Here is a 13,660-nt window from a genome sequence, read left to right as displayed (position 1 = left end):
ACGAAACACGTGGGTGACAGCTCGGACACGCCGAGCAGCTTATCTATCGAGTGACAGTTAAGGAGCTGGCGGCACCGCCCCCGAGCCTGAGAGAAACGCCTATGACCAGCAGTGCTACCGCGGGACGTGATGTGTCCGAGCGTTTTGGCGACCACGACGACTTGGCCGAGTTCGGTTACGACCAGCAGTTGCACCGTCGGCTCGGCAAGTTCGAATCCTTCGCCGCGGGCTTCTCGTTCGTGTCCATCCTGACGACGATTTTCCAGTTGTTCGGCCTCGGATTCGGCTTCGGCGGTCCCGCCTTCTTCTGGACCTGGCCCGCGGTGTTCCTCGGACAGTTCCTGGTGGCGCTGTGCTTCGCCGAGTTGGCCGCGCGCTATCCGATCTCGGGGGCCATCTACCAATGGTCCCGCCGGATGGGTGGCGAGGTGATCGGCTGGTTCGGTGGCTGGTTCATGATCCTGGCCCAGATCGTCACCGCCTCGGCCGCGGCGATCGCGCTACAGGTGGTGCTGCCCACGATCTGGTCCGGCTTCCAGATCATCGGCGAGGACCCGGCCCTGACCTCACCGAGCGGGGCGGCCAACGCGGTCCTCCTCGGCACCGTCCTGCTGGTCCTCACCACCACGATCAATTGTCTTGGCGTCAAATGGATGTCACGCGTCAACAGCGCCGGGGTGATCTGCGAGATCGTCGGTGTCATCGCCGTCATCGGAGTGTTCTTCACCCATGCACAGCGCGGACCGCAAGTGGTGTTCGACACCGGCCACGCCGGCGGCCAACCCGGATACGTCTGGGCCTGGATCATGAGCGGGCTGATGGCCGCCTACGTCATGGTGGGCTTCGGCTCGGCGGGCGAGCTGGCCGAGGAGACCCGCAATCCCCGCCGGGTCGCACCCCGCACCATCCGCCTGGCCCTGTCGGTCTCAGCGCTCGGTGGCGGGCTCATGATCCTGGGTGCACTGATGGCCGCTCCCAGCCTGACCGATGGCCGACTGGCCGCCGAGGGACTGCCCTACGTGCTCGACACCGTGCTGTCCTCACCCTGGGGCACGGTCCTGCTGATCGACGTCTGCATCGCGATCACCATCTGCACCTTGGCAATTCAGACCGCCGCGTCCCGGCTGATGTTCTCGATGGCCCGCGACGGCCGCCTCCCGGCCTCGGCGATCCTGTCGAAGGTCAACAGCCGCACCGGCACCCCGATCTGGCCGTCGGTGCTCATCGGCCTGCTGTGCATCGGGGTGCTGCTGGTCAACGTCGGCAACTCGGCGATCTTCGCGACCCTGGCGAGTGTCTGCATCATCCTGATCTACCTGGCCTACCTGCTGGTCACGGCGCCGCTGCTGTACCGCCGAATCAGAGGCTGGCCCGATCAACGCAACCAGGTCGACGCCGAAGGCCTGCCGCTGTTCTCACTCGGCAGGTTCGGCATCGCCGTCAACGTCCTGGCGGTGCTCTACGGCACGGTGATGATCGTCAACCTGGGCTGGCCGCGTGCCGAGATCTTCAACCCAGGAGGGGATATGCCGATCCTGCAGTGGGCCGGACCACTGAGCATCGCGGCCGCGGTCGCGCTCGGCGCACTCTGTTTCCCTCGCGGCAAGACCCACCCCAATCCCGTCACGATCGGAGCCTGCTGATGACCACCGCGACGACCGCCGGCGCCCGCGACCATGCCCGGTCTCAGGCCGGAATCCTCACCGACTCGATGCCGGTCGTGCCGGCCTCGGCGTGGCCCACACCGCCGCAGAACGTGGCACCCGAGCAATTGACGTGGGCTGAAACAGTTCCCGGTGGTCGCTACACCAGCAAGGTGCTGGCCCGCGGCACCCGGCTGCGCCTGCGCGATCTGGCCGGCACCGCGTGCGCCCACCTGCTGCTGTGGCGGGCCGACGCACCCTGGGAGCGGCTCAACGTCGCCGACACTGTGAAAGTGCCTTGGCAGGCCTATCTTTCGGCAGGTCACCCGCTGCTCAGCGATCAGGGCCGGGTGCTGGCCACCCTGGCGTCGGACACCTCGGGCCACCACGACGCCCTGTGCGGAACCAGCACCCTGACCGGCAATACCGCCAAATACGGCGCAGGCGAGGTGGAGTCGCCCAGCCCTGCCGGGCGTGAATTGCTCGCGCTGGCCGCCCTCAAGAACGGGCTGACCCGTCGGGATGTGGCACCGAGCGTGTCGTTCTTCCACGGGGTGCGGGTCGAGCTCGACGGCACGTTGGTGTCCACCGGTTCGGCCGGTGCCGGCACCGCCGTCGAACTGATCACCCATCTGCCGCTGATCGTGGCGATCGCCAACACCGCCCATCCGCTGGACCCGGCGCCGCAGTTCACCGTCGGCGCGCTCGAGGTGCTGGCCTGGTCGGCGCCGGGTGACCTGGCCGAGGTCGGCGCAGCAGTCAGTGGCCGCGACCCCGAATACCAACGCGCCTACCTGAATTCCGAAGATGTCTGGAGCGCCCGATGACCGTCACCGCCACCCACACCGTTGTCGATGAAATCGTCGCGCCCCGCGCCCCCTGGTCGAAGATCGTGCACGCCGGCGACGTGCTCACCATCGTCGATCTGCACGGAAACCAGGCCGTGGACACCCTGTTCTACGGGGCCGACGACCACACCGTGCGCTACAGCGCCCCGGCCACGATCACGGCTCAGGGCAACATCTTTCTGACCACCGGTTCGGTGCTGCGCGACAGCGATGGTGCACCGATGCTGACCATCGTCGACGACGAGGTCGGCAACCACGACACCCTCGGCGGGGCGTGCTCGCAGGAATCGAACACCCTGCGCTATGGACACCACACCAAACACCAGCACGCGTGCGTGGAGAACTTCGTCGGTGAGGGTGCCCGGTGGGGGCTCACCAAGGCCGACATCGTCAGCAACATCAACTTCTTCATGAATGTCCCGGTGGATGCCGACGGCTCGTTGGGCATCGTCGACGGGTTGTCCGCCCCGGGAAAGACGGTATCGCTGCGCGCCGAGATCGACACGCTGGTGCTGGTATCGAACTGCCCGCAGATCAACAACCCGTGCAACGGATTCGACCCGACCGCGGTGCGGATGATCGTGACCCGCCCATGACCGCGCTAGAGGTGATCCGGCCCGGCATGGCCACCACGGTCCAGGATTGGCCGGGGCGGACCGGGTACTGGCAGGTCGGGGTGCCGCCATCGGGGCCGATGGACGATGTGTCCTTCCGGCTGGCCAACATCGCGGTGGGCAATCCCGAGGGCGCACCCGGTCTCGAGGCCACGATGGGTGGACCGGCGCTGCGGTTCGACACCGACACCTGGGTGTGTGTCACCGGGGCCCCCGCGCCGGTGACCGTCGACAGGGCACGGGTCGCGCAGTGGGTGCCGTTCCTGGTCGAGGCCGGTCAGGTCCTGGACATCGGCATGGTCGACTGCCCGGGCCTGCGGATGTACCTCGCGCTGGCGGGCGGACTGCAGGCCGACGAATACCTCGGCAGTGCATCGACATTCACCCTCGGCCGGTTCGGGGGCCACGAGGGTCGCGCGCTGGCGGTGGGGGACAAGCTGGAAACGGCCGACGCGCCTGTGGGCACGCGGCGCCGGATCCTGTTCGAGGAACAGCCCGCCATCAGCAACCACTGGTACATCGCGGTGACTGTCGGCCCACACTCCGCGCCGGAGTTCTTCACGCGCAACGACATCGACACGCTGCTCAACCACGACTACGAGGTGCACTTCAACTCCGACCGCACCGGCGTCCGGTTGATCGGGCCGAAACCTGAATGGGCCCGCCCCGACGGTGGGGAAGCGGGCCTGCATCCGTCGAACATCCACGACAACGCCTATTCCGTCGGTTCGCTCGACTTCACCGGGGACACCCCGATCCTGCTCGGTCCGGACGGTCCGAGCCTCGGCGGCTTCGTCTGCCCGGTGACGGTCACCGCCGCCGATCGCTGGAAACTGGGGCAACTCGCTCCCGGCGCCACCATCCGGTTCATCCCGGTGAAGGCTACGGCGGCTCCCGCGCCGGCCACCGTCGGTCCCGCGCGGCGCGCCTCCATCCCCGCGGTGTTCTCCGCCGGCGGCGACGAGGACAACGGAATCATCGCCGGCACAACTTCATCGGACGGCACCACCGCCGTCACCTATCGCCGGATCGGGGACGACAACGTCCTGGTCGAATACGGCGAAATGCGATTGGACCTGGCGCTGCGGGCCCGCGCCCACGCACTGCACCACGCGCTGGAACAACACCGGCCCGACGGACTGATCGACCTGACGCCCGGAATTCGTTCGCTACAGGTCAAGGTGGACCCGGCCCGGCTCCCGCAGTCGGCGTTGGTACCGCTGCTGGCCGAGCTCGAAGCCTCGTTGCCTGCCGCGCAGGATCTCGTGGTGCCGAGTCGCACCGTGCGGTTGCCGCTGAGCTGGGACGACCCGTCGACGCGGGAGGCGATCGAACGCTACATGCACGGTGTGCGGGCCGACGCGCCTTGGTGCCCGTGGAACATCGAGTTCATCCGGCGGATGAACGGCCTGGACTCCGTCGACGACGTGCACCGAATCGTCTATGACGCTGAGTATCTGGTGCTCGGGCTCGGCGATGTGTACCTGGGTGCGCCGGTCGCCACGCCGCTGGATCCGCGGCACCGTCTGGTGACCACCAAATACAACCCGGCCCGGACCTGGACCCCGGAGAACGCGGTGGGTATCGGCGGGGCATATCTGTGCATCTACGGGATGGAGGGGCCGGGCGGCTACCAGTTCGTCGGGCGCACGACCCAAATCTGGAACCACCGTCACCCACTGGTGGCCCAGGGATTCGATCCGGAACACCCTTGGCTGCTGAGGTTTTTCGACCGAATCCAGTGGTATCCGGTATCCGCCGAGGAACTGCTGGACCTGCGCGCCGACATGGCTGCCGGACGCGGCCACGTCGAGATCACCGACGGCACGTTCTCGCTGGCTGAGCACGAACAGTTCCTGGCCGCCAACGCCGCAGACATTGCCGTGAAGCGCACGGCGATGGAAGTGGCGCGGGCCGAGGAACGTGAGCGGTGGGCGGCAGCAGGAGAATTCGCGCGAAAGGAATCTGCATGAGCCGGATTGCCGAGATCTACCACGCGATCGCCGCTAGCGGGCGCGACGAGGTCTTCATTCACTTGCGGCCGCAGGACGAGGTGGAGTCTGACCACCGCGCGGCGCTGGCCGGTGACGGACCGCTGGCGGGGTTGGTGCTTGCTGTCAAGGACAACGTCGACGTCGCCGGGATACCGACCACTGCGGCATGCCCAGATTTCAGTTATATTCCCGATGCCGACGCACCGGCGGTGACCGCTCTCAAGGCCGCCGGTGTTGTCGTCATCGGGAAGACCAATCTCGACCAGTTCGCCACTGGATTGGTGGGGACCCGCAGTCCGTATGGTGCCGTGCGGGATTCCCGCCGGCCGGACCATATCTCCGGTGGGTCGAGTTCAGGTTCTGCGGTGGCCGTTGCGCTCGGGTTCGCCGATCTCGCGATCGGTACCGACACCGCAGGGTCGGGTCGGGTTCCCGCCGGACTGCAAGGCATTGTCGGAATCAAACCGACCGTTGGCCTCGTCTCCACCGAGGGCGTCGTGCCGGCGTGTGCGAGCTATGACTGCGTGACGATCTTCGCCGCCGATCTGGACACTGCGCAGTCGGCGATGGCCGTGATGAGTGCCGCTGCACCGCAACGTCATTGGCCGGCCGACGTCCCGTTTGCCGCGCCGGTGACTCCGAGGATCGCGATACCGGACACTTTGGTTGGGCTCGACGACGAATGGCGGGCCGCCTTCGACGCTGCCGTGCACCTGGCGAATGACGCCGGATTCGACACGGTCCCGATCCCGATGGACGACTTCTTCGCCGCGGCGGGCCTTCTCTACAACGGTGCCCTGGTCGCCGAACGGTGGGATGCGGTAGGGGAGTTCGTCAGTACGGCGGTTCCCGGTACCGGTGTGGATCCGACGGTGGCCGCGATCGTCACTGCGGCAGGCGCATATTCGGCCGCCGACCTGCTGCGTGACCGCCGGCAGGTAGACGAGCTACGCGACAAGGCCCTGGCGCAGCTTGCCGGTTGTCACGCACTCATGGTGCCGACGGCTCCCGAGCATCCGCGCATCGAGGAGGTCGCGGCCGACCCGGTCGCGGTGAACTCGCGGATGGGTCAGTACACCAACTTCTGCAACCTTTTCGACATGTGTGCCATCGCGGTTCCCGCGGGCACGGTCTCCGATGGCGCACAGTTCGGAATCACCCTGCTGGCGACGGGTTTTCACGACGGCGTCATTGCCGACCTGGCGGCCCGCTTTCTCGATGTTCCGTCGGCCGAGACCTGGCCCGAGTCGGGTGGCGCGCCGCTGACCGAGCTCGCGGTGTTCGGAGCGCATCTGCGTGGACAACCGCTGGAGCATCAGCTCACCGCGCGGGGTGCGCGCTGGGCGGGGCCGATCACCACCGCGCCCCACTATCGCCTCTATGCGCTCGACACGGTGCCACCCAAGCCGGGACTGACCCGTGTCGATGACGGCGGGGCGCCGATCGTCGGAGAGCGGTGGCGGTTGTCCCCAGCGGCGCTGGGGGAGTTCCTGGCCGAGTTACCTGCACCCATGTCGTTGGGGAAGGTGGAGCTCGATGACGGCAGCTGGATCACCGGGTTCGGCTGTGACCACATCGCTCCCGGACAGGGCCGTGATATCACCGAGTACCGGGGGTGGTTGGCCGCGATGGCGTGATCGGCATCAGCCTCCTGGCACGATCAGCGAGACCATGGTTTCGAGCTGTCGGGCCATCTGCCGGTAGCTCATCGCGCCCGACTGTGCCTGCAGCAGTGCGCCCCAGAACACTGCTTCCAACGTGGCGAGTACCTCGGGCCACGCCCCGCCGCCCAAGGCGGTCGAGATTCGACGCGTGATCTCAACCGCGATCCGCCCACGTACATCGTCGACCATCTCGTCGTCGGTGCTCATCACTGCCCGGGTGCAGGCGCGGGCCAGCCGAGGCTCATCGGCCATCAAGAGTGTGAGTGCGGTGAGCTGCTTGGTGACCCGGTCGGTGGTGCTGGTCCCGGGATCGATGTCGAGCGGCAGCTGAATCACCCGATCCAGGTAGAGCTCGGCGAACACCACCTCGATGGATGGGAAATGTGCGTAGAGCGCCGCGGGCGCCATCTTGGCGCGAGCTGCCAGCGCCGGCACCGAGACGTCGTTGTCTGCATCGAGAAGTTGTGTCGCCGCACCGAAGACACGACGCTGCGTGCGGATGCGCTGATCCTGTGCGTCGCGTAGGTGAGTGACCGCAGCCACCACGGGCCTGGACATGTGTCCAAGATATAGACCTGCGCCTCGATTGGCAATCACTCGGTGAAACTGCCTGTAGCAACCGATTTTCAGTTGTGTCATTCGTGCGGTTCGACCCTCGGCGAGGGCGACGCCAAGGCTTTCGGGTCGAAAATTCGGACAGGTGTCCAGTAGGATCGGCCCAGATCTGAAAGGGGAGGTCCGATGGCTTACGTGATCACTCAAAACTGCTGCAAGGACGCCAGCTGTGTTCCGGTGTGCCCGGTGGACTGCATCCGTCCTGCCGAGGGCGGCCTGGACTCCGCGTCAGCCGAGATGCTCTATATCGATCCGGAATCGTGCATCGACTGCGGAGCGTGCTTCGACGAGTGCCCGGTCGGCGCGATCCACTACGACGAGGACCTGCCCGGCGAACTGCAGCGGTTCAAGGATCTCAATGCCGCCTACTTCGAGCGCCATCCGCTTGAGCCGGTAAGCGCACCCGCTCCCGTATCCGGGGGGCGGGTCGACTCGGGATCGCTACGGGTCGCCATCGTCGGTTCCGGGCCGGCCGCTTGCTACACCGCCGCAGAGCTCATCGATGTCGACGGCGTGGAGATCGACTTGTTCGAACGCCTGCCCACCCCGTTCGGCCTGATCCGGGCGGGAGTGGCACCCGACCACCAACACACCAAGTCGGTGGTCGACATCTTCGAGCGGGTGTTCACCAACCCGCGGTTCGCCAGCCATTTCAACGTCGAGGTCGGTCGCACCATCAACCACGATGAGCTGCTGGCCCATCACCACGCGGTGATCTACGCGGTGGGGGCGGCCACCAGCCGGCGACTGGGCATCCACGGCGAGGATCTGACGGGCCACCATGCGGCAGCCGAGTTCGTCGGTTGGTACAACGGCCACCCCGATCACGCCGCGCACGAATTCGACCTGTCGGGGGAGCGGGCGGTCATCGTCGGCAACGGCAACGTCGCCCTCGATGTCGCCCGGGTGCTGTTGATGGACCAGGCCGCGCTCGCTGCCACCGATATCGCCCAACACACCCTGGATGCATTGGCCGACAGCACAATTCGTGAGGTCGTGATCCTGGCCCGACGTGATATGGGGCACGCCGCGTTCTCGGCGGGGGAGTTCCTGGCACTGGGGCACCTGGACGGTGTCGACGTCATCGTGGACCCGCAGGACCTTCCCGCCGATGACGAGCACGACGACGTCGAAACCTCATTCAAGCTCGCCATCGCTCGCGAATACGCCCAGCGCAGCCCGACTTCCGGAAACAAGCGCGTGGTGTTCCGCTTCGGTACCGCCCCGGTCTCCATCCTCGGCGCCGACCGCGCCGAAGGGCTCGAGGTCAGCAGTGAAGTGCATGGCACCGAGGTGATCGAGACGTCGCTGATCCTGCGGTCGATCGGCTATCGCGGGTTGCCCGTCGCCGGCCTGCCCTACGACGAGGACTCCGGGACGGTGCCCAACGAATCCGGTCGTGTCGTCGACGGCGCACCGGTGCCCGGCACCTACGTGACCGGTTGGATCAAACGTGGGCCCCGCGGGGTGATCGGCACGAACCGGCTGTGTGCAAAACAGACCGTGGCCCAACTGTGGGCGGATTTCGATGCCGGCCTGTTGACCCGCGACGTCGAGGGCCGCGAGTCGCTCGATGCGCTCTTGGCCGCTCGAGGAGCCGAGCCGGTCGGCTGGCCGGGTTGGCGCGCGATCGATGCCGCTGAACGGGACCGCGGTGTCCAAACCGCACGGCCGCGGGTGAAGTTCGTGTCGATCGAGGAGATGCTCAGCGCGGGCCTGCGCGGCTGACTTCGGTTTCGGGCTGCGGGCCGGGATCGGGATCGGGTGGCGTGCGGGTCGCCAGGATCGATCCGGCGAGGATCAGCGCCAGCCCTGCGATGTTGTACACGGTCAGTGGCTCGCCCAGCGCCACGAGCACGCGGTGCGACGGCATCTGGTCCGGCCACGTCATCAGCGCCGGTGCGGTGTAGATGAGCGCAGCTACCGACAGGCAGGCTGCGGTCAACGGGAGGGTGGGCACGTCAGCCAGGTAGCGCGCGGCGATCAGCGGCGCGATCGCGTAACAGGTTGCCACCAGCAGTACTTCGGCGATCGGCCAGCTGTGTCCACCGGCCAGGCCGGGTCCGGCGAGCACCGCAACGCCGGCGGCGGTGCGGGCCAGGACCAGCACAGGTACGGAGACGCCCTCGACGGCAATCTTGATCAGCAGGTACGGGATACCCCAGACAATGCTCATGGCGCCCAGTAGCAGCCACCCACGCGCACTCACGGGTCCACATTACGAAAACTGCGGGTGGTGCGTGGCTATCGGTGCGTCAGTGACTGGACCATACTGCAGAGGATAGAGCCAAAGGGGAATGTCACCGTGAACCGAATCGATACCCACCATCACATGATTCCGCCGGACTATCGGAAAGCCTTGCAGAAGGCGGGGATCGACGATGCCGGCGGACGTGCGTTGCCGGAGTGGAGCCCGGAGGGATCGTTGCAGACCATGGCTGAGCTTGATGTAGCCACCGCGATCCTGTCGGTGTCGACGCCGGGCACCACCTTCCTGCCGAACGCGTCTGACGCCACGGCGCTGGCCATCGATCTCAACGACTTCGGGGTCGAGGTGTTCGCCGCGCAGTCGGATCGGTTCGGCTTCTTCGCCACGCTGCCGATGCCGCACGTCGAAGCAGCGACAACGGAGGCCATCCGCGCCCTTGACACACTGGGGGCAGATGGGGTGGTGCTCCTGGCCAACAACGCCGGAACCTACCTCGGACAGGATGGACAGGACGAATTGTGGGCCGCGCTCGACATCCGGTCCGCCGTGGTCTTCATCCATCCGGCCGACCTTCCCGCGCCGACGGTGCCCGGTGTCCCACCGTTCGCGACGGACTTTCTTCTCGACACCACGCGTGCTGCCTACCTGTTGGTACGCAACGGGATCCGGCGCAGGTACCCGAACATCAAGTTCATCCTGAGCCACGCCGGCGGCTTCGTGCCGTACGCCTCGCACCGCATGGCGGTGGCCATCATGGGAGAGACCGGCCGCAGCCCGGCGGACATCCTCGATGACTTCGCGAGCTTCTACTTCGACACCGCGTTGTCGTCGAGCGCCGCTGCGTTGCCCACTCTGCTCGCGTTCGCCAAACCCGGTCACATCACGTTCGGTTCCGATTGGCCATTCGCCCCGTTGCCCGCGGGCCGGCTGTTCGCCGCAGGCTTGGACACCTACGACGGGCTCGACACCAGTGCTCGCCAGGCGATCAACCGCAACAACGCGCTGGCACTGTTCCCGCGGCTGGGTACCGCCCCGGCGGCCCCGGCGCCGTCACCGCTGGATCAGGTACGGCATCAGGCCACCCGGGCGGTGATGCGCGGAGTCGCGCGCCTCATCAATACCCGGTGAGCCGCTACGCCCGCGTCAGCTCCGCGTAGCGGCCGACGTGGTAATCGGTTGACCCGAACTCGTACTGGACCGCGGTGAGCCGCTTGAAGTAGTGGCCGATCGCCAGTTCCTCGGTCATGCCCATACCGCCGTGGAGTTGCACGGCATTCTGCCCGACGAAGCGCGCGGCCCGGCCGATGGTGGCCTTGGCCGCCGACACCGCCTTGGCCCGCTGCGCGGGGTCGGCGTCGAGGTTCAGCACGGCGAGATAGACCGCCGCAGAAGCCTGTTCGACTTCCATGTGCATGTCGACCATCCGGTGCTGCAGCGCCTGGAAGCTGCCGATGGGCAGGCCGAACTGCTGGCGTTGTTTGCAGTACTCGACCGTATCGGCCAGCACTTTGCGCATCCCGCCCACGGCCTCCGCGCACACCGCAGCGGCCCCCTCGTCGCGGGCCAGGTCCAGTGACGGCCAGGCGTGGCCCTCGGTCCCCAGCAATGCCGAGGCCGGCAACCGGACGTCGGAGAAGGTCAGGTCCGATGCCCGCCGGTCGTCCACGGTGCGGTACGGGTGTGCGGTGAATCCCGTTGCCAACGAGGCGATGTCGACCAAGAAAAGCGAGATCCCGTCGGTGTCGGCACGTTCCCCCGAGGTACGTGCGGTCACCAGCAGGCGGGTGGACAGGGGCGCGCTGACCGCCATGACCTTGGCGCCGTTGAGTACCCATTCGTCACCGTCGCGTCGTGCGGTGGTGGATACGTCGCGCCAGTTGTCCCCGGAGGTCGGTTCGGTGGCTGCCAGGGCGACGACGGCAGTTCCGGCGACGATGTCCTCGAGGAGGGCCGCGGCCGCCGCGTCTCCGGAGCGGTGCAGCAGGCCGCCGGCGACCACTACGGTGTCGACGAACGGTTCGATCACCAGGGCGTGGCCCAAAGCTTGTGCGATGACCATGGTTTCGACCGGGCCGCCACCGATGCCACCGGCCTCCTCGGGCAGGGTGGCGCCCAGGATTCCCAGTTCGTCGGCGAAGCCGCGCCAGATTTCGGGCTGCCAGCCGGGGCCGGTCTTGGCCGCGGCCCGACTGGATGCCAGGTCGTAGCGGCTGGCCAAAAACTTGGTCAACCCATCGCGCAGCAGTTCCTGTTCGTTGGTCAGGTTGAAGTCCATCTAGAGCCCCAGTTCTGCCTTGGCGAGGATGTTTCGCTGAATTTCGTTGCTACCGGCGTAGATCGAGCCGGCCCGGTCGTTGAAGTACCGCAGTGGGGCGACCGCCTGCCACGGTGCTCCGCTGTGATAGCCGTCGGTAGGTGGTTCGTATTCCGCCACCGGTCCGCCCGGGAAGGTGGCGTGCGGCTGGTAGGCGCGGGCGAGTGGGCCGGCGGCTTCCATCGACAGTTCGGTCAGGGTCTGGCTCAGTTCGGTGCTCAGGATCTTGAGCATCGACGACGCCGTGCCCGGATGGCCGCCCTCGGCGACTGCCGCCAGCACCTGGTATTCCAGGATTTCCAGCACATCGGTGCGAAGACGGGCGTCGGCGAGCCGGCGGCTGAAGGCCGGGTCATCGATCAGCCGACCACCGTTGGGGCCGGGCTGCTCGGCGGCAACTGCTGCGATCTCGTCGCCCAGCACCTGCAGCGCCGGCGCGTTGGCGCCGCCGCCGCGCTCGAATTCCAGCAGGTATTTGGCGACGGTCCAGCCGTCATCGATCGTGCCGATCACGTTGGACTTCGGTACCCGGACCTCGTCGAAGAAGACCTGGTTCTGTACCTCTTCGCCGGAAGTCATGACCAGCGGGCGGATCTCGATGCCGGGGGAGGCCATGTCGATCAGCACGAACGTGATGCCCTGCTGTTTCTTGGCGCCACGGGTGGTCCGCACCAGCGCGAACATCCAGTTGGCTTCCTGGGCGTGGGTGGTCCAGATCTTGCTGCCGGTGCACACCAGGTCGTCCCCATCGGCGACCGCTGCCATCGACAGTGCGGCCAGGTCCGAGCCGGCCTCGGGCTCGGAGTAGCCCTGGCAGAAGAACACCTCGCCGGTCAAGATGCCGGGAAGGAAGAACTCCTTCTGTGCCTGCGTGCCGAACTTGATGATGGCGTGGGCCACCATGCGGATGCCCATCGGCGAGAGGGACGGGGCGCCGGCCAGGGTCGATTCGCGGCTGAAGATGTAGTGCTGGGTCAAGCTCCAGTTGCAGCCGCCGTGTTCGGCCGGCCATGCCGGGGCTGCCCATCCCCGCTCGTGGAGGATCTTCTGCCAGGCCATGCTGGCGTCGTGATCGGCATACACGCTGGTCATCAACCGGCCCGCGCGCCGGAGCTCGGGAGTCAGATTCGTGGCGAGAAAGTCGCGAACTTCGTCGCGGAATTCCTGGTCGCTCGTCGACCACTTCAGGTCCATGCCTGCCCCCTGTCTGCCGGTGTCGCTCAACAGAGTAAACCTAGTTAGTCAAGTGGCGCAGGCCACCCCGCGACGTGCGGCCGCCCCGATGCGAGTGCGACGCGGTCCGGGGTTGCTGGGAGACGGTGGTGCCCGGCCGAGGTCACAGGCGATAATCGAGGGCGTGGATCGTCGCCAAAGCGGTCAGGACCCCCAGTCTCCGATGGCACTGCTGCAGAACCTGCCTGCCCTGGTGGTGCTGGAGAGATTCCCGGTGCCGGTATTGGCGATCGCCGAGGACGGCACCATCCTCTTCGCGAACAGCGCCTTCGGCGAGATGGTGGGTCGCGCCACCGACGCCGTCAAGAACATGCCGTTTGCTGAGGTCTTTCACGCGTTGCCCGCTGATGGGTCGGCGGTCTCGGCGATGCGGGCCAATGCCGGCCTGCTCGTCGATCTCGTCCATCACGACGGGTCGATCGTGCGCGCGCGGATGAGTAAATCGGCGCTGTTGCGCGGCGATGATCCGGTGGCCCTGGCGACGTTCGAGGACCTCACCGAGCAGTTATGGGCCGACGAACTGTAG

The 13,660-nt window shown here is 66.9% G+C and carries 12 protein-coding genes; 8 read left to right on the top strand and 4 right to left on the bottom strand.

Annotation, left to right across the window (positions count from 1 at the left end):
* The first annotated feature begins 101 nt into the window (after window positions 1-101).
* Genes JOF57_RS16540 through atzF form a run of 5 tightly spaced genes read left to right on the top strand, consistent with a single transcriptional unit; the run spans window position 102 to window position 6,736 of the window.
* Complete coding sequence (locus JOF57_RS16540) at window positions 102-1,643, top strand: amino acid permease (RefSeq protein ID WP_209918223.1); 1,542 nt, start codon at window positions 102-104, stop codon at window positions 1,641-1,643.
* A complete protein-coding gene (locus JOF57_RS16535) occupies window positions 1,643-2,470 on the top strand; it encodes an urea amidolyase associated protein UAAP1 (protein WP_209918220.1) in 828 nt (275 codons plus the stop codon). Before JOF57_RS16540 ends, JOF57_RS16535 begins: the two co-directional genes overlap by 1 nt.
* Entirely contained in the window at window positions 2,467-3,087 is a 621-nt protein-coding gene (locus tag JOF57_RS16530) for an urea amidolyase associated protein UAAP2 (protein ID WP_209918218.1), read from the top strand. The genes JOF57_RS16535 and JOF57_RS16530 overlap by 4 nt, the downstream gene beginning before the upstream one ends.
* A complete protein-coding gene (locus JOF57_RS16525) occupies window positions 3,084-5,078 on the top strand; it encodes a 5-oxoprolinase/urea amidolyase family protein (RefSeq protein WP_209918215.1) in 1,995 nt (664 codons plus the stop codon). Before JOF57_RS16530 ends, JOF57_RS16525 begins: the two co-directional genes overlap by 4 nt.
* The gene (gene atzF, locus JOF57_RS16520) at window positions 5,075-6,736 is read left to right on the top strand and encodes an allophanate hydrolase (RefSeq protein ID WP_209918212.1); all 1,662 of its coding nucleotides are present in this window, start codon (window positions 5,075-5,077) and stop codon (window positions 6,734-6,736) included. The genes JOF57_RS16525 and atzF overlap by 4 nt, the downstream gene beginning before the upstream one ends.
* 6 nt (window positions 6,737-6,742) lie before the next feature.
* Here the strand turns inward: atzF and JOF57_RS16515 are convergent, their stop codons facing one another.
* Window positions 6,743-7,321: a TetR family transcriptional regulator gene (locus JOF57_RS16515; protein ID WP_234938150.1), complete on the bottom strand. Its 579-nt coding sequence runs from the start codon at window positions 7,319-7,321 to the stop codon at window positions 6,743-6,745.
* Window positions 7,322-7,504: 183 nt separating this feature from the next.
* Between JOF57_RS16515 and JOF57_RS16510 the strand changes: the two genes are divergently transcribed.
* Complete coding sequence (locus tag JOF57_RS16510; RefSeq protein ID WP_209918210.1) at window positions 7,505-9,106, top strand: FAD-dependent oxidoreductase; 1,602 nt, start codon at window positions 7,505-7,507, stop codon at window positions 9,104-9,106.
* Here JOF57_RS16510 and JOF57_RS16505 read toward each other — a convergent pair.
* A complete protein-coding gene (locus JOF57_RS16505; protein WP_209918207.1) occupies window positions 9,084-9,587 on the bottom strand; it encodes a hypothetical protein in 504 nt (167 codons plus the stop codon). The two genes, JOF57_RS16510 and JOF57_RS16505, sit on opposite strands and share 23 nt — an antisense overlap.
* A 96-nt stretch (window positions 9,588-9,683) precedes the next feature.
* On the opposite strand from JOF57_RS16505, the gene JOF57_RS16500 reads away from it, so the two are divergent.
* Window positions 9,684-10,715 (top strand): amidohydrolase family protein, encoded by a 1,032-nt coding sequence (locus tag JOF57_RS16500; RefSeq protein WP_209918205.1) that lies wholly within the window; start codon window positions 9,684-9,686, stop codon window positions 10,713-10,715.
* A gap of 4 nt (window positions 10,716-10,719) precedes the next feature.
* Here JOF57_RS16500 and JOF57_RS16495 read toward each other — a convergent pair whose 3' ends face one another.
* Together JOF57_RS16495 and JOF57_RS16490 are read right to left on the bottom strand one after the other, a co-directional pair.
* Window positions 10,720-11,862 (bottom strand): acyl-CoA dehydrogenase family protein, encoded by a 1,143-nt coding sequence (locus JOF57_RS16495; RefSeq protein WP_209918203.1) that lies wholly within the window; start codon window positions 11,860-11,862, stop codon window positions 10,720-10,722.
* Window positions 11,863-13,095: an acyl-CoA dehydrogenase family protein gene (locus JOF57_RS16490; RefSeq protein WP_209918201.1), complete on the bottom strand. Its 1,233-nt coding sequence runs from the start codon at window positions 13,093-13,095 to the stop codon at window positions 11,863-11,865.
* A gap of 202 nt (window positions 13,096-13,297) precedes the next feature.
* Here JOF57_RS16490 and JOF57_RS16485 point away from each other — a divergent pair, with 202 nt between their 5' ends.
* On the top strand, window positions 13,298-13,660 hold the full coding sequence (locus JOF57_RS16485) for a PAS domain S-box protein (RefSeq protein ID WP_209923423.1): 363 nt from the start codon (window positions 13,298-13,300) through the stop codon (window positions 13,658-13,660).

The sequence above is a fragment of the Mycolicibacterium lutetiense genome (genome assembly GCF_017876775.1).
GTDB lineage: Bacteria > Actinomycetota > Actinomycetes > Mycobacteriales > Mycobacteriaceae > Mycobacterium > Mycobacterium lutetiense.
The sequence above is the reverse complement of the archived record's forward strand: the minus strand, read 5'-3'. Positions and strand labels throughout refer to the sequence as shown.

Bases quoted from the DNA above. Each gene is read 5' to 3' on its own strand.
- JOF57_RS16495 (WP_209918203.1), bottom strand. From the start codon at position 11,862: ATGGACTTCAACCTGACCAACGAACAGGAACTGCTGCGCGATGGGTTG.
- JOF57_RS16515 (WP_234938150.1), bottom strand. From the start codon at position 7,321: ATGTCCAGGCCCGTGGTGGCTGCGGTCACTCACCTACGCGACGCACAG.
- JOF57_RS16490 (WP_209918201.1), bottom strand. From the start codon at position 13,095: ATGGACCTGAAGTGGTCGACGAGCGACCAGGAATTCCGCGACGAAGTT.
- JOF57_RS16510 (WP_209918210.1), top strand. From the start codon at position 7,505: ATGGCTTACGTGATCACTCAAAACTGCTGCAAGGACGCCAGCTGTGTT.
- JOF57_RS16540 (WP_209918223.1), top strand. From the start codon at position 102: ATGACCAGCAGTGCTACCGCGGGACGTGATGTGTCCGAGCGTTTTGGC.
- JOF57_RS16485 (WP_209923423.1), top strand. From the start codon at position 13,298: ATGGCACTGCTGCAGAACCTGCCTGCCCTGGTGGTGCTGGAGAGATTC.
- JOF57_RS16525 (WP_209918215.1), top strand. From the start codon at position 3,084: ATGACCGCGCTAGAGGTGATCCGGCCCGGCATGGCCACCACGGTCCAG.
- atzF (WP_209918212.1), top strand. From the start codon at position 5,075: ATGAGCCGGATTGCCGAGATCTACCACGCGATCGCCGCTAGCGGGCGC.
- JOF57_RS16535 (WP_209918220.1), top strand. From the start codon at position 1,643: ATGACCACCGCGACGACCGCCGGCGCCCGCGACCATGCCCGGTCTCAG.
- JOF57_RS16530 (WP_209918218.1), top strand. From the start codon at position 2,467: ATGACCGTCACCGCCACCCACACCGTTGTCGATGAAATCGTCGCGCCC.